A 21,697-nucleotide genomic window follows, 5' to 3' on the forward strand; every position below is an offset into this window, starting at 1 on the left:
GATCACATCGCCACCTGGCGACGGTGCTTCCAGCCGGATCAGAACTGCCAGGACGCGCGGAATCCGATCACGTGCCCGCGTGCCTCATGCTTGAGCCACGCCGGGCGGCTCATCGGTACGCCGACGAAGCCATCCCACGCCAATCCGCCCAGCTCGCCACGTGCACCCAGGTGGGCGCCGCTGAGGGTTCCGCCGCCGATCCCCTGGCGGTCGTCGCGCTCGATGTGGCCGATATCGATGCCCGCATAGGGCGCGATGGCGCGATGTGCCATCCAGCTGATGCTGTTGCGCCAGTAGCCGCCACGGCTGCCGCCGAGTGGCACCTCGCCGTCGAAGCCGTTGACGGTGTAGCGGCCACCGACACTGATGAACTCCGAGCCGTACAGCGTGTCCTCGCTCCACTGGTAGCGGAGCGCGGTGTTCCATGCCAGCGGGCGCGGCCCGGAGGTCAATGCGCCGCCGGCGCCGACATCCAGCGTGGTCAGCCCATAGCGGAAGGTCGGCGCCAGGCCATCGCGGCCCACGGCGTCATCATCGCCCCCCAACCATGGCACGCCACGGCGGTGTGCCAGGCGGATATCGGCCTGGACCCGCCCCAGGTACTGGCGGTGCAGCAGTGCCAGCTCGACCGAGGTGGTACGGCGGCGCTGGCCTTCGATCTCCACGCCTTCCACGTAGCTGTGCGACGACCGTTGCGCCACGCGCAGCTCGATGCCGCTGCGATAGCTCTTGCCGCGCACCAGCAGCCGTTCCACGGCCAGGTCGACGTTGCTGGAGGTGCCGGTGCTGGCGAACGTGTCGGCGTTGCTGGCGATGGTCTGCTTGTAGCGCGAGCTGTAGGTACTGGTGCTGAAACGCCAGTTGCCCAGCGGAACCGACCACGACGCATTGAAGCCGTGGGTACCCCGGCCCTTGTCGGCACTGCCGTCGCTGCTGACGCCAACGCTGAGCAGGTCGTTGACGCGAGCCAGGTTGTCCACCCACGCGGTCGCACCGACCTGCTGCTTTCCGGTCGCACGGCTGCCGGCATCATCCAGCGACACCGACGCACGCCAACGCTTGCCGTGGCGGATGCTGATGACCACGTCCGACTCGCCGGGCGCCTCGCCCGGCACCAGTTCCATGTTCACGTCCTGCGACGGAACGCGCTTGAGCTGTTCCAGGCCCTGTTCCAGGGCACGCAGATTGAGCACGTCCCCCGGCCGCGCGGGAAACGCACTCTTCCACATCGAATCGGGCACATCTTCCGCGTTGAAGCGGATCTGCCGGATCACGCCCGGTACCAGCTGCAGGCGCAGGGTTCCACTGCCCAGACTCTGCTCGGGCAGGCCGATGCGGGTGGTCACGTACCCCTTGGCCAGCGCCAGATCCGAGGCACGCCGCACGATCAGCGCAATGCCCTGCTGGCCCACGCAGCGGCCACGGTAGCGGTCGAGATAGCGCTGCAGGAACGCGAACTGCGCCAGATGCGCGCCGTCGAGCTGCAGCTGCTGCAAGGTGAAGCACGGCTCTTCGTCCGGCAGTGCCAGCGAATGCAGATCGGTGGCAGCGGCCGGCTGTTCGCGTGATACATCCGGCAATGCCTGCCGCTGCTCACGCTCGCGTGCCTCGCGCTCGGCGCGTTCGCGCAGTTCCTGCTGCTCGGCGAACGAGGGACTGGCCGACTGCGCATGCACGACGCCGATCCACAACAGCCCCGCGGTGCCCAGAACGGCACGCATGCTGCATCCTGCTTTTCTGTTACCCATCAACGACTTCCTTGTCCAGCATTGGTACAGACCTGAAGCTGTGTACAGACATCGTGCAGATAGAACATGCGGCCGACACCGACTCGACCGCCAACCGCTATCGGCGGGAGTGCGCGGAACTTTAGGGTCTTTGCATCCGTGCACCCATTGCGGCGATGCAGTCGAGCACCGCGCGCTGAAGGATGGGCATCCTTCAGCTGCCGTCATGCGATGTCAATCGCTCCGTCGTCACGGCACCCGTGCGCACACCCATGCCCGCACGTCCCTGGCACCGGCCAGCCGCAACGTCTCGGCGATTTCCATCACTGTGCTGCCGGTGGTCATCACATCGTCCACGACGGTCAGCCGTGTCGGCGGCGACAAGCGCGTGCCGAATGCGTCAAAGAGATTGTCCCGGCGCTGTTCTGCGCTGCGCTCGGACTGCGGCGCGGTGTGGCGGCGCCGGTAAAGCCCCTGCCAGACCGGCATCGGCAACAGGCGGCACAGTTCGGCGGCCTGGTTGTAGCCGCGCTGGCGCAGGCGTCGCCCATGCAGCGGCACCGGCACCAGCGGCGCGCACGACCAGGGGGGTGGTGCGCGCTGCATCAGCTGCGCGAGCAGGCGACCTGCCGCCAGATCCTGATGGAACTTGTAGCGCACCAACAGCTGATCGACGGGGGGAAGGTACAGCAGGCTGGCATGCGTGGCGGCCTGCGGCGGTACCTCGTCGCGGCAAATGCCGCAGACGATCAGGGCGTTCCCGGGTAGCGGGAGTGCACAGCGCAGGCAGGCACGACCGGCCCAGGGCAGTCCGGCAAGGCAGTCGCGGCACAGGTCAAGTTCATCGTGGCCCGGCTCGCCACAGATCAGGCAGCGCAGTGGCAGCAGTAGCTGCAGAAGCTTCTGCGGGCGGACGATTTCCGTTGCGAGTAAAGATGTGAGCACGCCCCAGCATCAACCCGCTTCGACTCGTTCTCCATCCGATGACACGGCAATGTCGTGTAGGGAACAAGCGCTATAGACTCCGTGGAACCCACTCTGCCGGTCGCATTCGACCGGCAGGGGTCAGCATCGCAGCGAGGTCAGTTTGATCTTTCCAGAATTCTTGCAGGGCGCGCCAGCGAATCGAATGACTGGACCTCCCAGACGAATTCGCCACCATCCTGGCGTGTCGTGACTTTCCTCAGTGGAATGAAGTTCTCCAATGGCCATGCCTGGAAGCCCCTCCCAACCTGCTTCACGCGGATACCAGGCCGCTGCGGATACCCCGCCGCGACGGTCTGATACTCACGGATAGTCTGCCCCGCAGAAGACGTTTCCCTTGAGCTCAAGAACGGAAGGTACACATCAAGAATGTCAGTCGATGGCTCGACATCGAACTTCGCACCAAAATCCTCTCTCAATATCTTGCCCTCAAGGCCATCACGGCCCGAAGCCCCTGTGAACGTGAGTTTCCACTGCCCCTGCGGATCGCGCGCGGCCATGACGTTCACGGGTCCAGCGTAGGATCCGCCGAAACGCGCCGCAACCTGATCCGCGGGAAGTCCCGTTCGGTAGAGGTACGTCCAGCTCTGCGCAGGCAAACCCGGTCCGGACAGGGTCTTCTTCCTGAGCGACTGCGACGTCAGGTGACATGGGTCCCAATACTCGTAGACCGGCGGTGCCATCCAGCAGATATCAGCAACGGTGTTCTCCCTTATGCCGTCCATGTTGACGAAGACGAATTCACCTTTCGCCCCGGACGGCGACACCATGCGCGCAGAGTATCCGCGCCGCCCACCAGAGAAGATGTTGTCGCAGTAGTAGTTAAACCCCTGTGGTGAATCATCCGTTACATAGGTCAGGCACATCTTCCGGATGTCCTCCATGTCGAACGACCAGGCGGATCCATCCGGGAATCCCGCAGAAGCAAGGGATCCCAGTGGGTTCTCATTCGACGCCGGCCGGTAGTTGTAGCTCCACCTCCGTACCCCGCCATCCACATTCGTCGAGATTGCCGAGATCCGGTCCTTCCCGTCATATGCAAATGAGAGGTTTCGTCCATCGCTTGCAGTAATCGACTGGAGTCGCTTCCCAGACCACGCATAGGTCAGACTGTTCCCATGCCGGTCTTCAATCCGCGTCGGATACATGGACACTTCGTAGCGGAAGATCGTCCAACCACCGCTGTCGGATAGATCCCAATTGTTGTCCACGACAAACCAATCAAACCAGTACTTTGTGCCGTCAGGCGATATCGCGAGGAACGCTTCTCCCGTAACGCCATTCCGGGTTTGTGACAGGCAACTGATTGCCCAGTTGCTCCGCGTTACAATCGGGTACGAACCACCCGCTGGCGCAAGCTGAAATCCGGCGTCTCGTTTCAGAAGTTCTTCCCCGCCTCCTGGAGCCGACTCCAGAAAGACACCGGGCCACCACAATCCGGGGTCAACTTGATTCTTCGGGCTCATCAATGCACTTGAGAAAGCCGAACATCTTGCGTTGGGGTTCGATCCCTCGACCTGCCACAGCTCATGTTCCTTTCCAGGTTCAAGCCGTGTGTTCGCTTTCAGCGGTAGGCCGAAGGTCGAGATACGAGGAATGAACATCTCCCAGTCGCCAAAGCGCTGCCAGCCCAATCCCAGCGCGGCATACCTGGAAACATCGAACTTCCGGACAACCGCGATGTCCGGCCCTGTGCCTTCAAGCCGGATGTCGCTCTGAAGGAAAACGGTACTTCCACTTGAAGGGGAAACGCTCTCTCCAAACACCGAATCCGCGGTCTGTGCCTGAAGGCCCGAAGCGCCCACGAGCCTCATATGAGCGGGGAACACGCTTGGTTGAAATGACGGATCCCCTGGAAACCTTTGAGCGTAAGCCGCAACAGGCAGCAGCAGGCAGAGGGCGACAGCACATGCGGCAACATCAACAACCGACTTGAACTTCATCAGTGAAGCACCAGATTTTCCATGAGAAGCGAAAGCTTCGGGAAGCCAATCCAGCCGCAGAGATGCGGCTGCAGATCGCCATCGACATGATCAGGCAGCACTAGCGCTCTGCTCATGTATCGCCAGGCTCAGATGCATCGAAGCGGCCCGATCGGCTCAACGCGCGGCGAACTCATCCGATGAAATAGCCCACCGACTCAATCCCTACATGTATCTATGCCTGGGACTTTGAAGCCCTGTATCGCCGGAAGATCCGTATGACAACCAGCAACAAAACCACCGTCGCGATGACATGCAGGATGGTATACGGGCGTCCTGATACAATGGCACCTACCGTTTGATACAAGGCAAACAGAAAAAGGAGGCCCCAACAGACCAAGCTTACAAGATTGGCCACCGGGCCATTGAAATAGTTACGACCGTTCACCAAAGACAACCTCACTTGGTCTTTTCCTGACTATCCTTGAATGGATCGGAGAATTTCTCCACAAGCGGCTTTACCGCTTCGGTGAACCCTTTGACCGTTCCATCAATATTACTTAGAGCCTTTGCGGCACCATGGAACGTCACAACTGTTCCAACCGCCTTTCCTGCCTTTGCGCCATCCTCGCCGCCGAAGAAACCGCCAGCTTGCTCAAGAGAGGAAGGCCGCTCTCTTCCATCCAAGGCGCTCAGTACCCCGCGCAAACCATCGACAACCTGCACGCCATCCTTCAGTCCCCCCACGGCAAAGGCCACATCCAGTACGGGACCATCCATCGGGCTGGAAATACCTACGAGGGCACCCATAGCATAACCTGAGGCTCCGATACTTCCATAGACAAGATCCGCCCCGCCGAAGACACCAGCCGTCAGTCGCTCGGACCTGCTCATGGTTACGGGCGTTTCCTTCACATAGATCCCCGTCAGAATCTTCTCGTCGATGACGTTGTAATGATCCCTGGACTGCCGGCCATCGGGGTCGGTGAAGTTGTAGGGGCTGTTGTCCGCATACCGATAGCGGTTGAACGCGCCCACGGGACTGCTGTACGCGGTCAATGGATCCACCGAAAGGAACCGCCCGATCTGCGGATCGTAGTAGCGCTGCTGCATGTACACGAGCCCGGACGCAGCATCGGAGACATGGCCGGTGTATCCCACGCCATCGACGGCCTTGCCGATGGACTGGCCATAGGGCTCGTACTGTGTCCGCTCGGTCACCTGCCCTGCCGCATTGCTGGTTGCCACCGGGCTTCCGAGCGAATCCACGTGCTGATAGGTGACCACGCCACCCTGGCGCTTGGCCAGCAGGCGGCTGCCCAGCATGATGAACTCCGCCGCGCCTCCGTCACGTCGCTGCTCATACAACAGCTGTCCACCCTGCCCATAGAACGAGCGCAGCCGATCGCCGCTACCATCGGAGGTCACCGTCCGACGGCCGGCGGCATCGTACTGGTAGCTTTCCAGGCCCTGGATGGTGCGCAAGCGGTTGCCGAGATCGAACTCGTGGACCCTCCCATTCTTGCTGCGCAGATTGCCCTGGGCGTCATAGGACAGCCCGATGATCGTCGCGCCATCCGCATTGAGGATGTTGGCAAGGCGATTGCGCTCGTCGTACCAGTAGCGGTAGTCCTTGACGCCGCCCAGTGAGGCGGACAGCAGGTTGTCGCGCGCGTCGTAACTGTACCGATGCCAGTGATCACCGCCGAAGCTGGCCGAACCGGCAGCAACCAACCGCTGGCCAGCATCGTACTGCAACGTGCGATCGAAGCCGGCACCTTGCTGCAGATCTGCAATCCCCGTGACGTTGCCGATCGCGTCGTAGCTGTAGCGATAGGACATGGCGCCCGCGTCGGTCTGCTGATACGGAAGTTGCCGCGCGTTCAACTGCGTCGCATGGACAATACCGTTGCCATAGCTGAAGGACTGCACCGACCCGGTCGGGTGGTAGCGCACACCGGAGGCGTAACTGACACCGCCCGCGGAGACACTTAGCGGCTGCCCCTGGGCATTGTTGGCGTAGCTGACTGTCAGACCGCCCGGATAGACCACGCTGGCCAGCGCGCCCTGCGCGTCGTAACCGTACCCCATCGACCAGGTTGGGCGTCCGGTGCTGGCCGCGCTTTCGCCCACCAACAGGTTGCGCTTGTTGTACTGGAAGGAGTTGACGGTGGTCTGTCTGCCCTGGTCGTTCCAGGTGGTGACGCTCTGTACTTCGCCACTGTTGCGATAGCTCAAGTCCTGGTCGCCGTTGCGATCAGGGAAGCGTATCCGCACAACACGATTGAGTGCGTCGTAGGCACGATCCACACGGCGCCCCGATGCCGAGGCCTCGGTGCGGTTGCAGGCACCGGTGTCGGTCAGATCAAGCCCGGACGCCGTCCACGCAATGTTACCCGCGGCATCGTAGTCCACCACGGTAGCGCCAGTTTCCGGCTCGATGGTCTTGCACAGCCGCTGGTTGCCATCGTAGACATAGGTCCGCGTAACCGCACGGGGCGACTGCCCGCGGACGACCGACACCGTATGCGTATTCGATGTCGCGGTCGCGCCGCGTCGATCAGTGGCCACCGCATGGAATCTGTAGCTCCCTGCACCCAGGCCGGAAACCGTGAACTCGTAGGGTGCGGCGCCAACCACTGCGACCTGATTCCCATCGCGATAGAAAGCGACCTGCGCCACGGCATCGTCCGGATCGCTGGCGTTGGCAACCAGCCGGATCTCTCCCGGACTCTCCACCTGCACGTTGCCAGGTGATACCAGCGAGATCGTCGGTGGGCTGTTGACCGGCACGCTGAAGGTACCGCCGTTTGCCAGCACATTGTTGCCGCCGCCGACCGGCGATATGCCATGCAGATAGATCTTCTTGCCACCGTGATCGCGCACCATTGCGTCGGTGATCGGAATGCTGAAACGGTACGCGCCACCACCACCCTTGCATTGATTGTTGATGGCAGGCTCGCTACCCAGGTTTGCGGTGGCGATGCCATAGCCCACACCCGTTCCATACGGACCTCCAAGATAGAGGTGAACCGGAATCGAACCGTTGAAGTGCGTTGCGCATGCCCAACCAAAGATGGCACCGTTGGCCACGCCGGTGTCTCCAATCACGCGTGAACCATAGATCGTCCGGGCTGGCGTGGTGGTCACCGCGCCGCGGGTATCGCGGGCCTGCACCTGGAGCGTGTGCGGCCCCTCGGGAATATCGCTGTAGGTCCATTGATAGGGTGCACCACTGGTTGCCCGGGCATTGCCGTCGACCAGGAATGTCACCTGCGATACGCCGTCATCGGGATCGGACGCATTGGCCGAGATCAGCGTGGACCCACCCTCCGCCACCACGGTACCGGCCGCAGGCGCAGTGAACGCGACCGACGGAGGCGTGTTGTAGGGAATTCGGAAATTGCCCGAACCACCTATGGTCAGGTTGGGCGCGCCCACCGGCGAGATGCCATGGATGTAGATGGGCTTGTTGGCATGGCTGACCGTCCAGTCCCCCTGGATCGGAATATAGAAACGATAGGCGCCGCCCGCTGCTCCGCAGGCGGTGGCGACGCCAGGTTCGCTCACGCTGCCGGCGCGGTAACCACCCACCATGACCGCACCGTTGGCACCCGCAGCCCCGCCCAGGTACACATGGACGTCGATCGGATCATTGATGCCGCTGGAGCAGGCCCAGCCGGTGATCTGCCCGTTGGTGATGCCATCGATATTGCCGCGGATGGTCGATCCGACGACGTTGACCTGCACGTTGCTGGAGCTTGGGCCAAACCAGGTCACCCCGTCCTGCACCATGCGCCACTGGAAGTTGTAGCGGCCCGCATTCCGCGGCGCAGTGACCGTGAAATTGTAGGTGGCGGTCTGCCCTTCGCCGACGCTGCCCGGGGTGGGAACACGGTGCAAGCCCCATGTCCAGTTGTCGCCCGGGTTCTGCGAGCCCAGATTGACGTTCTGCGCCGCCGTCCACACCAGCGTACCGGTGTTGCGCATGGATACGCTGACGTTGTAACGCTGGCCCACCACCATCGTCGTGGGAACGCTCTGACCGGCAAAGATCGACGCGTGATACTCGGGTTCGGGGGGAAGCTCCGGGAACTCCGGGCAGAATGCCCGCAACGATGATGAAGTAGCCGCAGCCGCCGACCTGAGCATGCGGGGCTCTTCGCAGAAGGGGGCGGCCTTGGCAGAGGAAGCTACAGCAACACCAAGAAGCAGGACGAGCGCAGGAAAAGCCCGTACCACGGCAACGACAACGTACTTCAACATGCGAAGCATTCCTTGAATCGCAGTTCCACCTGCCTCCCGCGCGCTGCGCCGTTGGCCCCCTTGTGCGCGTATCGGCGTGGACGGAACCGGAGTCGACCCTGACCTTGTTCCCCAGGCAGGATCTGCAGCCACATCGCGGCATCGGTCGTCGATCACGGAAGATCGCAACGCGCTGTATATCACATCGGTCATGCCCGCTGCACGAGCGCAGAGCATCGCCCTGCCGATTGCGTTGCCATCTTCCGCGCAGCCATTGCCTGCTGTAGGCTGCTGCGGCCAACGGAGGAGCAGCCTGCAGCGCAGGTCGCGAGACACACTCCAGTCTTTGCAGAAACGGGGGCATGCCAACCGGCCCAGCGCGCGCCGCGGAGGTTGGTGTGTGCAGGCAGGAAGATGGGCTCACGAGGAAGTGGGAATGCATAATCGATCGTCACGTCGCCGGAAGCTCGTGCTTCTTCTGGCATGCATCACCGGGCCGGCAGTGGCTCAGCAGTACTCGCGCACCGAGCAGATCACCTATTACGACAGCACCAGTGCATGGGTACTGGGCCAGGTTGCCACGCGCACCATCAATGGCGTCGTCACCGAGTCGACCACCTACGACACCGGCACGGCCCTTCCGGCAACGCGCAGCGAGTTTGGCATCCTCAAGACCAGGCTTTCCTACAACGGTGACGGCACGCTGGCCGGCAGCGTCGACGGTGCTGGCAATACCACGCGCTATGGAAGCTGGAAGCGCGGCATACCGCAGTCGATCACACGCCCCGACGGTACCACCCAGATCGCCGCAGTCAGCGACCAGGGCTGGATCACCCAGATTACCGACGAGAACGGCAGCATCACCGCCTACGGCTACGACAGCATGGGCCGGATCAACCGGGTCACGCCTCCGGCTGGCGATACGGTCAACTGGACTCCGACGACCCGGATCTTCGAGTCCGTTAGCGGCGAAGAGCATGGCATTGCGGCAGGCCATTGGCGGCAGACTGAAACCACCGGCAATGCAGTCACTGTGACCTACTACGACGCCCTGTGGCGACCGCTTACCGTTTGGCAGTACGACGCTGCACGTGTGGCCGAAAGCCAGAAGTACACCCGCTTCGCCTATGACAGCCAGGGCCGTAAAGTATTTGCCTCCTACCCTTCAGCTGCTGCCAACCCGAGCACGGGCGTGTGGAGCGAGTACGACGCGCTTGGTCGGTTGACGGCGTCCAGCCAGGACAGCGAGCAGGGCCTGCTGATCACCACCACGGCCTATGGGGCCGATTCTTCTGGAGCGTTCACCCTGGTGACGCAACCAGGAGGTCTTCAGACCCGCACGTGGTACCAGATGTTTGCAGAGCCCAACTACGACGCCCCCGTCAAAGTACGCAAGGCGGATGGAACCATTACGACCATTGCCCGGGATGTTTTCGGTAAACCGGTCTCAATCAGCCGCTGAACGCAAGCTCCAGGCCGATCCAGGTGCGAGCGCTCGAGCAGAGGGCCTTCACCGCGTCGGCGCAGGTGCGGCATCCACACGCGTGCGGTACACCATGTAGGGCTTCTGCCGGCGATCCACGCCGCCATTGAAGCCGGCCTGTCGATGCAGCTGGTTGGCGGTGAAATACAGATAGCCGTCCGGCCCCATCGACAGCGTATCCGGCCACAGGATGCGCGGGTCGTGCACCACCGTCGTCCATCGCCCCTGCGCGTCGCGGGCATGGATGGCGTTGTGCTCATAGTCGCTGGCATACAGCCGCCCGTTGGCGTCCATCTCCATGCCATCGGAGGCGCCCTTGTCGCCGAGGTCGACCACCGCGGCCGCCAGTTCCGCTTCACTCACCTTCGGGTCGCGCAGCAGCGTGGTCGGCACGCTGTACAGATGACGGCTGGACAAGGGCGTGTAGAACAGCGTACCGCCATCGGGCGACAGGGCGATGCCATCGGCGGCCACGGTGAACGGCTGCGTCGAACCATCCGCGTTGCGCAGTCGCATCTGCTGCCCTTCCACGATCGGCACGAAGGCGGGATCGGCCGAGGTGGACACGTGGCCGACCAGGCGCTTGGACGCGGCGCCAGTGGCGAGGTCGATCACGATGATGCCGCCGATACCGCTCAGCGACGAATCGGTCACGTAGGCCACGCCCTCGCGGCTGACCCGGAAGTCGAAGCGCACATCGTTGACGTAGGTGCGCGCATCGATGACGTTGGCCGGGAACACCAGCGTCCTTGTCACGCTGTTGGTGGCAAGGTCGATCGCCACCAGTTTGGCCCCGCCGGCCTGCGGAGCGGAGAAGCCCGGCGCAGCGGTATCCAGCACCCAGAGGCGACCCTGACCATCGGCCACCACGCTCTGCACGCTGATGAAGTGTGCAGCCGGGTCCGCTCCTTCCGCGCTGTTGATGCGCGCATCCGGATAGGGCAAGGCGCGGCCGTCGTGCCATTCGGCCACGCTGTAGGCCACCTCATCGCCCCAGCGCGGGAAGTTGACGAAGATGCGCCCGGTTTCAGATACCGCCACGCTGGTGGGCATGGCGCCTTCGAAACGCGCCACCGGTTCGAGGGTGCCGATGCTGCGCTCGCTGGGCAGCAATGGGGTGCCCGCCAACGCCAGCGCGGGGGAACTGGCCAGGGCCAGGACGGCAGCCGCCAGGCTGCGGATACGGCAGTTGATCATGGTCGCGCTCTCGATGCAGGTCCGGGTGCAGCCCCGGCGTGGACGCATCTTCTGCGTCGCGCGTGGCATCGGGTAGACGGCGCAACGCGGAATCAGCTTCACCGCTGGAGTGAAGATGGAGGGCTGATTGATCGCGTTTATGGAAGCAATGAATGTCGTCTATCAGTTGCGTGCCTGCGTTGGGGCGAACCCGCTCAACACATCTCAACGGCTGCCAACGCGGTCTCGAACCTGCGCTGGCCTTCTTCACCCCACCAGGGAACGGTCATCACGCCACCCCGCCGCTGCAACTGGTGCAGAAGGAGCAGGAAGGCCTGGACTTCCCGCTGGCCCCATGACGATCCCATGCGGTAGTCGAGCGTCAACCCATGGCGCATGACGAGCACACCCAGTTCTGGCAGAAGAACGCCGCCGCAGGCAATGTCTGCAAGGCCGACATGGAAGGGTTCCACTTCGCCCTGGAGAACGCGTCGCGCGTCGCCCGGTCCCATGAACGGCTGACCACGATCTTCCGCACGGTGCCAGAGTTGCACGCTTCCAGAACCCGCGACGCGGGCACCGCAGGCAAACAGATAGGCGAACGCATCGGCCGTCCCGGCGGCCTCACGGTACGCGAGCTCCACTTCCGGAAGCGAGCCATCATCGGTGACGAAGTAGCACCGCAACGTCGCCAACACCTCCTGTCGGAGGAACATTGCTACTCCAGGCTGCATTGCTCCTAGTCATCTCCATTTTCGCGGGTGGGGGAGGTTCGCACGGCAGGCGCCTCGACAGCCACATCTCCAGCCGTTTTCGGCACCATCAACAGCTCCGCCAACCCACGATAGATCGGTACCCTGCACACCAGCCCGGACACACCACGGGCGATCAGCACCGTCGCCAGGATCGGCAACAGCAGATCGCCACTGTCGGTCAGCTCCAGCGAGATCACCGCCGAGGTCAGCGGTGCCTGGGTAACGCCGGTCAGGTAGGCACACATGCCCAGCAGCACGAACGCGCGCGGGTCCACGCCCGGCATCAGCAGTGCCAGGTTGTGGCCGAGTCCCGCGCCGACCGCCAACGCAGGCGAGAACAGGCCACCGGGAATGCCCGCCACGTACGAGGCCAGATTGGCCAGCAGCTTCATCAACCCGAACTCGTGGCCGACCATTGCCTGGCCCTGCACCAGGCTGCGCGCCTGCTCGTAACCGGTGCCGAACGCGCCTTCACCGAACACCAGGGCGAGCAGTACCACCACCAGGCCACAGCCTGCGGCCAACAGCACCGGATGCCGCTGCCGCAGTAGCCCGAGCCAACGCGGGCGACCCGCAGCACTGGCCAGCACCGCACGTGCGAACAGCCCGCCCAGCAGCCCCGCCACCACGCCGCACAGCAGGATTGCCAGCCAGCCTTGGCCCAGCGGCAGGCGTGCGCTCACATGGCCGAAATAGGTGTAGTTGCCCAACAGACCGAGCGATACCACGCCACCGACGATCACCGCGGTCAACAGGGTGCCGGAGAAGCGATGTTCAAAACGGCCGCTGAGCTCCTCGATGGCGAAGACGATGCCCGCCAGCGGCGTGTTGAACGCCGCCGCAATACCGGCAGCGCCACCGGCCAACAGGAAGTGCGAGAGCTCGCGCGGATCCTTGAAGCCGAACCAGCGGCCGAACAGGTACATCAGGCTGGCGCCCACATGAACCGTCGGGCCCTCGCGGCCGACCGATGCACCACCCAGCAACGACAGCGAGGTCAGCAGCAGCTTGCCGGCCGAAACCGCGGGTGACAGGTTGGTTTTCCGGAACGGCTCATCGGCCTTGTCCAGCGCAGCGATGACCTGCGGAATACCGCTGCCCCGCGTGGGTTTCAGCACGCCGGAGGTCAGCCAGGCCAGCAGCGCGAAGATGCCCGGCGTGAGCAGCAGGGCCCACCACGGCGAGTGCGAGGTGATGCGCTGGAACAGATGGAAGGCCGCATCGCTGGCCTTGGCGAACAGGATCGCCACCAGCGCCACGGCCACGGCACCGCCCCAGAGCGCGGCGCGGCGGCGCCAGGCCTCGCTGAGGACCAGCGCGGTGATGCGGCCGCGAAGGCGATGGAGATCGGTCATGCAGGACAGTCTGGACACGTCGGAGGTCGACGGACAGCGGCCACTGTGGCTGAACGCCTTGCAGGATGCGGTGAAACGCGGCGTGTCCGCCGGGGGTGACTGGGCGGGCACGCCGTAAACCAAACTATGTGCACGCTAGTTGACAGCCTTTCTCGACCCACCCACACTGCCGCCCTCGCTCCACTCGTAACCAAGGTCCCGCCATGGCTGCTGCCATCCGCCACGACTGGCAACACGACGAACTGCAGGCGCTGTTCGATCTGCCGTTCCCCGAGCTGCTGTTCCGCGCCGCCGCGGTGCACCGCGAGCACTTCGATCCGGCGCAGGTGCAGGTTTCCACGCTGCTGTCGGTGAAGACCGGTGGCTGCCCGGAAGACTGCGCGTACTGCCCGCAGGCGCAGCGCTACAACACCGGGGTGAACGCGCAGAAGCTGATGGAGACCGATGCGGTGCTGGCCAAGGCGCGCCAGGCCAAGGCCGCCGGCGCCTCGCGTTTCTGCATGGGCGCCGCATGGCGTTCGCCGAAGGACCGCGACATCCCGAAGGTGGCGGCGATGATCGCCGGGGTGAAGGCACTGGGGCTGGAGACCTGCGCCACGCTGGGCATGCTCAGCAGCGAGCAGGCGCGCGCGTTGAAGGATGCAGGCCTGGACTACTACAACCACAATCTCGACACCGCGCCGGACTACTACGATTCGATCATCCACACGCGCCAGTACCAGGACCGCCTGGATACGCTGGAACACGTGCGCGATGCCGGCCTGAAGACCTGCTGCGGCGGCATCGTCGGCATGGGCGAGACGCGCGCGCAGCGCGTCGGCCTGCTGCTGGCGCTGGCCACGCTGCCGGCGCATCCGGATTCGGTGCCGATCAACAAGCTGGTGCAGGTGGCGGGCACGCCGCTGCATGGCAGTGCCGAGCTGGACCCGTTCGAGTTCGTGCGCATGATCGCAGTGGCACGCATTGTCATGCCGCACTCGATGGTGCGGCTGTCGGCCGGGCGCGAGGCGATGAGTGACGAACTGCAGGCGCTGTGCTTCCTGGCGGGTGCCAACTCGATCTTCTACGGCGACAAGCTGCTGACCACCGGCAACCCGGAAAGCGAACGCGACCTGGCCCTGTTCGCCCGGCTCGGTCTGCAGCCGATGGCGGTACAGGTGGATGCCGAGGGCCATGACCATGGCGGTACCGTGCACGCCGATATCAGTGCCGATACGCCCGGCTGCGGCTGCGCTCACGCGGCCTGAGACGCGGCGCAAGCAGGCGCCGCGGCAACGCGCTACCCTAGCCGCCCCGTCGACGCATTCAGCCACCATGGCCCGCCCCGACCTGACCGCCCGCCTCCACGCCCAGCGCGCTCTGCGCGATGCCCAAGGCCGTCGCCGCCCGCGACGTACGGTCACCCGTCGCGACGGCGTGCGCCTTGAGGTGGACGGCCAGTGGCTGACCGGCTTCTGCAGCAACGATTATCTGGGCCTGGCGCAGCAGTTCAGCGTGGTCAATGCGCTGCAGGACGCCGCTGCGCGCGAAGGTGCCGGTGCCGGTGCCTCGCACCTGGTCTGCGGCCACCACGCGATGCACGACGCTCTTGAACGCGAAGTGGCCGAGTGGCTGGGTTACCCGCGTGCATTGCTGTTCGGCAGTGGCTTCGCCGCCAACCTGGCGGTGCAGCAGGCGCTGCTGAGCGAAGAGAACGACGTATGCGTGCAGGACAAGCTCAACCACGCCAGCCTGCTCGATGCGACGCGGCTGGCGGGTGCGCGTCTGCGCCGCTACCCGCACCTGGATGCGGAAGGCGCGATGCGCCAGCTCAAGCACGCACCCGACGGCGCGGCGATGCTGGCCACCGACGGTGTCTTCAGCATGGATGGCGACATCGCGCCGCTGCGTGCGTTGTCGCTGGTCGCGCGCCTGCAGCAGGCGTTGTTCTACGTCGATGACGCGCATGGCGTCGGCGTGGTGGGTGATGGCCGTGGCGCCGTTGCTGCCGCCGGCCTGGGCGTGGACGACGTACCGCTGCAGCTGGTGACGCTGGGCAAGGCCTTGGGCGGTTCCGGTGCGCTGGTGCTGGGCCGCGACGATCTGGTCGAGCACCTGGCCGAAACCGCGCGCCCGTACATCTACACCACCGCCGTGCCACCGGCGATGGCCGCCGCTGCACTCGAGGCGGTGCGCCTGGCGCGCAGGGACAACTGGCGCCGCTCCAAGCTGGCCGACCTGATCGCGCTGTTCCGCAGCGAAGCACGCCGCCACGGGCTGGATCTGATGGCCTCGGAAACGCCGATCCAGCCGCTGCTGTGCGGCGATGACCACAGCGCCATGGCGATGTCCAAGGCGCTGGAACAGGCCGGCTGGCTGGTCGGCGCGATCCGCCCGCCGACAGTGCCGGAAGGCAAGGCGCGCCTGCGCGTTACGCTGTCCGCACTGCATGCACCGGAACAGGTGCGGGGTCTGGTCGAGGCCATCGCCAACGCGCGCGATCGCGTCGACCTGGCCGTACGCGAAACCGCCCCACCGCCGCTGCCCGCTTTTGCCTGAGTTCCGTTTCGTTGCCCATGCATATTGAAGTCACCGGCCGTGGGCCGGACCTGGTACTGATCCACGGTTGGGCCCTGCAGGGCGGCGTGTTCGCGCCGCTGGTACAGCGGCTTGCGGACCAGTTCACCCTGCATCTTGTCGACCTGCCCGGCCATGGGCACAGCCGCGAGGACACCACGCCGCTGCGCCTGCCGTTCGTGGTCAGTGCCATTGCTGCGGCCACGCCGCCGGCGGTGTGGTGCGGCTGGTCGCTGGGCGGCCTGTTCGCATTGCACGCGGCGGCAACGCTGCCGAAGGTACGCGGGCTGGCAATGATCGCTGCCACGCCGCGTTTCGTGCGTGGCGAGGATTGGCCGCACGCGGTGGAACCGGCGGTGTTCGAGCAGTTCGGGCGCGAGCTGGCCAACGATTTCGGCGGTACCCTGGAGCGCTTCCTGGCGCTGGACGTGATGGGCTCGGCGCACGCCCGCGAGGAGCTGCGCACGCTGCGCCAGCGCCTGGTCGAGCGCGGTGCCCCCACTGAACGCGCCCTGCTGGAAGGCCTGCGCCTGCTCGAAAGCACCGACCTGCGCGGCGCCCTGCCGACGCTGGGCAAGCCCAGCCTGTGGATCGCCGGCCAGCGCGACCGCCTGGTGTCACCGGTCGCCATGCAGGCCGCTGCGGCGCTGGCCCCGGGCGCGCAGGCGCTGACCATCGCCCACGGCGGCCATGCGCCCTTCCTCGGCCATGCCGATGAGGTGGCCGCCGCTCTGCAACACTTCGTTGCCGGCCTGTCACCGGCCGATGGCGGACAATGAGCGCCCACCGAATTCAGCAGGACTGAGGCATGGATCTGGGTATCACTGGTCGCTGGGCACTGGTCTGCGGCGCAAGCAAGGGGTTGGGCCTGGGCTGCGCACGTGCACTGGTGCGCGAGGGCGTGAACGTGGTGATCGTGGCGCGTGGCGAGGCTGCACTGCAGGTCGCTGCCGACGAACTGCGTGCACTGCCCGGTGCCGGTGAGGTACGCACCGTCGCCGCCGACGTCACCACCGAGGCCGGCCGCACGGCGGCGCTGGCCGCCTGCCCGCAGGTGGACATCCTGGTCAACAATGCCGGTGGCCCGCCGCCGGGCGATTTCCGCACCTTCGAGCGCGAGGATTGGATTGCCGCGCTGGATGCCAACATGCTGGCGCCGATCGCGCTGATCCGCGCCACCGTGGACGCGATGATCGAGCGCGGCTTCGGCCGCATCGTCAACATCACCTCGTCGGCGGTGAAGGCACCGATCGACATCCTGGCACTGTCCAACGGCGCGCGCAGCGGCCTGACCGGTTTCGTCGCCGGCCTGTCGCGCCGCACGGTGGCCCACAACGTCACGATCAACAACCTGCTGCCCGGCCAGTTCGACACCGATCGACTGCGCGCCAACTTCGCCCACAGCGCCGGCAAGGACGGCGACGCCGGTGAAGTCGCTGAACGCCGCCGCCAGCAGATTCCCGCCGGCCGCTTCGGCACGCCGGACGAATTCGGCGCCGCCTGCGCCTTCCTGTGCAGTGCACAGGCCGGTTACCTCACCGGGCAGAACCTGCTGATCGACGGCGGCGCCTACCCCGGTACGTTCTAAGAGACTTTCGCAATGCCGTCCCACTTCGATGCCCGCCATGTCCGTCGCGCGTTCGCGCGTGCCGCCACCAGTTACGATGCTGCCGCCGCCCTGCAGCGCGAGGTGCAGTCGCGGCTGATCGAGTCGCTGGACTACCTGGAGGCACGCAAGCCCGAGGTGGTGCTGGACATTGGTTCCGGCACCGGCCACGCCAGTGCGCTGATGAAGAAGCGCTGGCCGAAGGCGCAGGTGATCGCGCTGGACGTGGCGCTGCCGATGCTGGACCAGGCCAAGCGCCAGGCCGGCTGGTGGAAGCCGTTCCAGCGCCTGTGCGGCGACGCCGCTGCGCTGCCGCTGGCCGACAACAGCGTGGACGTGATCTTCAGCAACCTGTGCCTGCAGTGGGTGGACGACCTGCCGGCGGTGTTCGCCGGGTTCCGCCGCGTGCTCAAGCCCGGCGGCCTGCTGCTGTGCTCGACGTTCGGCCCGGAAACGCTGATCGAACTCAACGAAGCCTTCGCCGCCGCCGACGACCGCCCGCACGTGAGCCGCTTCGCGCAGATCGCGCAGTTCGGCGATGCACTGATGATGGCTGGCTTCCGCGACCCGGTGCTGGACCGCGATCTGTTCACCCTGACCTACGACGACCTGCCCTCGCTGATGCGCGAGCTGCGCGCGATGGGCGCGACCAATGCGCGGGTAGACCGCCGCCATACCCTGACCGGTCGCGGGCGTTTCGCCGCCGCCGCGGCCGCGTACGAACCGATGCGTCGCGCCGACGGCAAGCTGCCCAGCAGCTGGGAAGTGATCTACGCCCACGCCTGGGCCCCGGACCCCGGCGCGCCGATCCGCGAAGGCGGGCATGACGTGGCCGCGGTGCCAGTGTCGGCGATTCCGATCCGGCGCAAGCAGACCTGATCGATCGATCACGGGTGATGCGCCGACCAAGGTCGGCGACTACCGACTCATGCACGGAATCCGTTCTGGTAGGTGCCGACCTTGGTCGGCACAATGCCTGCGGCATCGCGATCTGGCAGGTTGTGCCGACCAAGGTCGGCACCCACCCAAAGCAGGCGGCAGCCGCTCAGGTATTGGCCGGCGAACTCAGCGGCGGGCGCACCAGGTCACGGTGGAAGAAGTAGATCTCCTGCACCAGGAAGCGCCAGCTGGTATGGAAGCTGCGGAAACGCGTGCTGGGTGTGGACGAGGCCAGCGCATCGATGCCCAGCGCCTTGCTCAGGCGCAGCGCGCGCGCCATGTGCAGCGGGTCGCTGACGATGATCACCCGGTGCAGGTCGCGCTGGTCCATCAAGCGCTTGGCTTCCACCAGGTTCTGCACGGTATTGCGCGAGGCGGTCTCGATCAGGATGGCGTCGTCCGGCACGCCATGCTTCAGCGCGTAGCGCCGCGCCACCTGCGATTCGGAGAAGCGCGCACCGGTGCCACCATAGCCACCGGTGAAGATCAGCAGCGGCGCATAGCGTGCTTCATACAGATCCAGCCCATGGCGGATGCGTTCTTCGAACACCGGTGACGGCTTGGCGTCGTAGGCGGCGGCACCCAGCACGATGATGGCGTCGGCCTTGGCGGCCTGGTCGCGTTCACCCACCCAGACGATCCAGGCGGTCACGCCCAGCAGCCAGATCACCAGCAACACGAACAGCCGCCACAACCAGCCCAGCAGGCCGGTGCGTTCGCGGTGCCGCCCGCGGCTCACGCCGCCCCCCAGCGCAGGGCTGGCAGGTCGACGTTGCCGCCGGACAGCACCAGGCCCACGCGCAGGCCGGCGAAGCGCTGCGGCTGCGCCATCACCGCAGCCAGCACGGTGGCCGAAGAGGGTTCCACCACCTGCTTGAGCACGTCCCACAGCAGGCGCATCGCCACCAGCGTCGCGGCGTCATCGACCACGATCACCTCGGCACCGGCGGCGCGCAGCAACTCGAAATTGGGCGCGCCGATCAGGGTACGCAGGCCATCACAGATGGTGTCCGGGGTGAACGCGCGCTGCCGCTCGCCGGTGGCCAGCGAGCGCGCGGTGTCATCGGCACCGGCCGGCTCGGCCAGAATCAGACGCGTGTGCGGACTGGCGTGCTGAAGGGCCAGCGCGGTACCGCTGGCCAGGCCACCGCCGCCCACCGGCACCACCAGCACATCGAACGGGCCGTCGCTGTGCAGCAGTTCCAGGGCCGCAGTGCCCTGCCCGGCCATCACCGCCGGGTCCGTATACGGATGGACCAGGGTCGCGCCGGTATCGGCCTGCACCCTGGCACAGGTGGCCTCGCGGTCGGCGATGGTCGGCGGACAGCGCCAGAGCGTGGCGCCGTGGCGGGCGATGTTGGCCAGCTTGGCGGCCACCGCCCCTTCCGGCACCACCACATGGCAGGGGATGCCCCGGGTGCGTGCGGCCAGGGCCAGCGCGGCACCGTGGTTGCCGGAGGAATGGGTCACCACCCCAGCAATTGCACGATCAGCATCAAGCGACCACACCGCATTGCAGGCACCACGGAACTTGAATGCGCCACCGCGCTGCAGGTGCTCGGCCTTGAACGCCAGCTGTGCGCCGGTCATCGCATCGAGCGTGCGCGAGCGCAGCACCGGGGTCACGCTGGCATGCGGGGCGATCCTCGCAGCAGCAAGCAGGACGTCATCGGCGCGGGGCAACAGTGAATCGCTCATGACGCAAGATTAACGTATGCCCCTGCGCTGGCGACCGGGGCACAGGTCATGCCAGCATGCAGGCCTACGCCTCCATTCATCCTGGCCAGCCGAATTAAGGGCCGATTCAATGCCCGCGCACGAAGCTGGCTGCACACCCGTCCTCTGGGGGGACCCACCATGAAAATGCGCCTGTTGCTTGCCGGTGGCCTGTTGCTGGGCCTGACTGGCTGCACCACCTACGACTATGTAGGCGGTGGCCGCGGTGGCGGCTACTACCACGGCGCGCCGTCGGTGGAGTACCGCTACCCGGCCGGCTATCCCTACAACTACGGCTACCCGTACTACGGTGGCTATGGCGGCTATTACGGCGGCTATGGCAACCCGTACTACTCGCGCCCGATCTACCGCCCGCCGCACAACCACCGCCCGCCGCCGCGTCCGCCCGGCAACGGTGGCGAGAACCGTCCGCCGCCGCCGCCGCGGCCGTCGTACAACGGCGGTTCCCCGTGGCGGAACATGGATTCGATGCGCCGCCCGCCGCAATCGAACATGCAGCCGCCAGCGCCCGCGCCGCAGGCCCGCCCGGCCCCGGCACCGAGTGCGCCGAGGATGAACGGTTCCCCCTGGCGCAACATGGATCGTGCGACGCAGCGCACAGTTGAGCGCTGAACCGTCTTGCATTTCACACGGTCTAAGCCGCAATCTACGCGGACAGTGACGGCCCGCGTCACAAAGTGACAAAAACGACACGGGCCGCCGCAAAAAGCTCTACGTCGATATCCGACAGGAACATCTGGATCCCCCCTGTTCCGGCCCTGTCGGATGTCGGCACCTCTGAAGGCAGACGGCCCCGCATTGCGGGGCCGTTTGTTTTGGACCGGGGTCGCCGAGCCATCCACGCATGGCGTGGATCTACCGGGCATTGCGCGCGATGGGTATCCACGCGCGGCGTGGATCGACCCTGGGGCCGTCATCAGTAGATCCACGCCATGCGTGGATGAAGCTCTCCCGACAGCCCCAAAAAAACAGGGCCGGGCAGTCCCCCGACTGCCGGCCCTCTGCTCCCCCACCGTGCGCCTGTACCGGCCCCTGTTCCAATTCCGGTCACGGGCGCCTACGGCGCCAGCCACGATGGGTGCTATTGGGTTATCTGCAAAAATCCTGCCAACTTTAGGGCCGATTTCGCCGCCAACTGGCCGGCGCCGGCGTCCGGGCCCCGAATGGCGCTAAAATCGCCACCCCGGCGCCGCCCCCGGCCGCGCCTGCCCC

The 21,697-nt window shown here is 65.5% G+C and carries 16 protein-coding genes; 7 read left to right on the plus strand and 9 right to left on the minus strand.

What is annotated here, in order from left to right; genetic code table 11:
- Positions 1 to 38: 38 nt before the first annotated feature.
- From QP552_RS19735 to QP552_RS19750, 4 genes are all read right to left on the minus strand, one after another.
- Entirely contained in the window at positions 39 to 1,721 is a 1,683-nt protein-coding gene (locus QP552_RS19735; RefSeq protein WP_286074456.1) for a ShlB/FhaC/HecB family hemolysin secretion/activation protein, read from the minus strand.
- A 255-nt stretch (positions 1,722 to 1,976) separates the two neighbouring features.
- Entirely contained in the window at positions 1,977 to 2,672 is a 696-nt protein-coding gene (locus tag QP552_RS19740) for a ComF family protein (protein ID WP_286074457.1), read from the minus strand.
- A 137-nt stretch (positions 2,673 to 2,809) separates the two neighbouring features.
- Positions 2,810 to 4,654 (minus strand): hypothetical protein, encoded by a 1,845-nt coding sequence (locus QP552_RS19745; RefSeq protein WP_286074458.1) that lies wholly within the window; start codon positions 4,652 to 4,654, stop codon positions 2,810 to 2,812.
- A 438-nt stretch (positions 4,655 to 5,092) separates the two neighbouring features.
- Complete coding sequence (locus QP552_RS19750; protein WP_286074459.1) at positions 5,093 to 8,899, minus strand: Ig-like domain-containing protein; 3,807 nt, start codon at positions 8,897 to 8,899, stop codon at positions 5,093 to 5,095.
- Positions 8,900 to 9,314: 415 nt separating this feature from the next.
- Here QP552_RS19750 and QP552_RS19755 point away from each other — a divergent pair, with 415 nt between their 5' ends.
- Positions 9,315 to 10,340 carry an RHS repeat protein gene (locus QP552_RS19755; protein WP_286074460.1) on the plus strand — a complete coding sequence of 342 codons (1,026 nt, stop codon included), beginning with the start codon at positions 9,315 to 9,317 and terminating at the stop codon, positions 10,338 to 10,340.
- Between the two features lie 48 nt (positions 10,341 to 10,388).
- Here the strand turns inward: QP552_RS19755 and QP552_RS19760 are convergent, their stop codons facing one another.
- The 3 genes from QP552_RS19760 to QP552_RS19770 form a co-directional block, all read right to left on the minus strand.
- Complete coding sequence (locus QP552_RS19760; RefSeq protein WP_286074462.1) at positions 10,389 to 11,558, minus strand: L-dopachrome tautomerase-related protein; 1,170 nt, start codon at positions 11,556 to 11,558, stop codon at positions 10,389 to 10,391.
- Between the two features lie 194 nt (positions 11,559 to 11,752).
- Positions 11,753 to 12,253 (minus strand): hypothetical protein, encoded by a 501-nt coding sequence (locus QP552_RS19765; protein ID WP_164147064.1) that lies wholly within the window; start codon positions 12,251 to 12,253, stop codon positions 11,753 to 11,755.
- A gap of 23 nt (positions 12,254 to 12,276) precedes the next feature.
- Positions 12,277 to 13,647 (minus strand): chloride channel protein, encoded by a 1,371-nt coding sequence (locus QP552_RS19770; protein WP_286074463.1) that lies wholly within the window; start codon positions 13,645 to 13,647, stop codon positions 12,277 to 12,279.
- Positions 13,648 to 13,850: 203 nt separating this feature from the next.
- On the opposite strand from QP552_RS19770, the gene bioB reads away from it, so the two are divergent.
- The 5 genes from bioB (at position 13,851) to bioC (ending at position 18,688) form a co-directional block, all read left to right on the plus strand.
- Complete coding sequence (gene bioB, locus QP552_RS19775; RefSeq protein WP_111112188.1) at positions 13,851 to 14,894, plus strand: biotin synthase BioB; 1,044 nt, start codon at positions 13,851 to 13,853, stop codon at positions 14,892 to 14,894.
- Between the two features lie 67 nt (positions 14,895 to 14,961).
- Entirely contained in the window at positions 14,962 to 16,185 is a 1,224-nt protein-coding gene (gene bioF, locus QP552_RS19780; RefSeq protein ID WP_286074464.1) for an 8-amino-7-oxononanoate synthase, read from the plus strand.
- A 17-nt stretch (positions 16,186 to 16,202) separates the two neighbouring features.
- The gene (gene bioH / locus QP552_RS19785; protein WP_286074466.1) at positions 16,203 to 16,982 is read left to right on the plus strand and encodes a pimeloyl-ACP methyl ester esterase BioH; all 780 of its coding nucleotides are present in this window, start codon (positions 16,203 to 16,205) and stop codon (positions 16,980 to 16,982) included.
- Between the two features lie 29 nt (positions 16,983 to 17,011).
- Entirely contained in the window at positions 17,012 to 17,791 is a 780-nt protein-coding gene (locus QP552_RS19790) for an SDR family oxidoreductase (RefSeq protein WP_286074467.1), read from the plus strand.
- A 12-nt stretch (positions 17,792 to 17,803) separates the two neighbouring features.
- Positions 17,804 to 18,688 carry a malonyl-ACP O-methyltransferase BioC gene (gene bioC / locus QP552_RS19795; protein ID WP_106550015.1) on the plus strand — a complete coding sequence of 295 codons (885 nt, stop codon included), beginning with the start codon at positions 17,804 to 17,806 and terminating at the stop codon, positions 18,686 to 18,688.
- A gap of 166 nt (positions 18,689 to 18,854) precedes the next feature.
- Here bioC and QP552_RS19800 read toward each other — a convergent pair whose 3' ends face one another.
- Both QP552_RS19800 and QP552_RS19805 read right to left on the minus strand, forming a co-directional pair.
- Complete coding sequence (locus QP552_RS19800) at positions 18,855 to 19,499, minus strand: YdcF family protein (RefSeq protein ID WP_164137902.1); 645 nt, start codon at positions 19,497 to 19,499, stop codon at positions 18,855 to 18,857.
- The gene (locus QP552_RS19805) at positions 19,484 to 20,446 is read right to left on the minus strand and encodes a pyridoxal-phosphate dependent enzyme (RefSeq protein ID WP_106550017.1); all 963 of its coding nucleotides are present in this window, start codon (positions 20,444 to 20,446) and stop codon (positions 19,484 to 19,486) included. Before QP552_RS19805 ends, QP552_RS19800 begins: the two co-directional genes overlap by 16 nt.
- 159 nt (positions 20,447 to 20,605) lie before the next feature.
- Here QP552_RS19805 and QP552_RS19810 point away from each other — a divergent pair, with 159 nt between their 5' ends.
- Entirely contained in the window at positions 20,606 to 21,097 is a 492-nt protein-coding gene (locus QP552_RS19810; protein WP_100443712.1) for a hypothetical protein, read from the plus strand.
- Positions 21,098 to 21,697 lie beyond the last annotated feature (600 nt).

Source organism: Stenotrophomonas sp. 59 (assembly GCF_030291095.1).
In the GTDB taxonomy this organism is placed as follows: Bacteria; Pseudomonadota; Gammaproteobacteria; order Xanthomonadales; family Xanthomonadaceae; genus Stenotrophomonas; species Stenotrophomonas maltophilia_Q.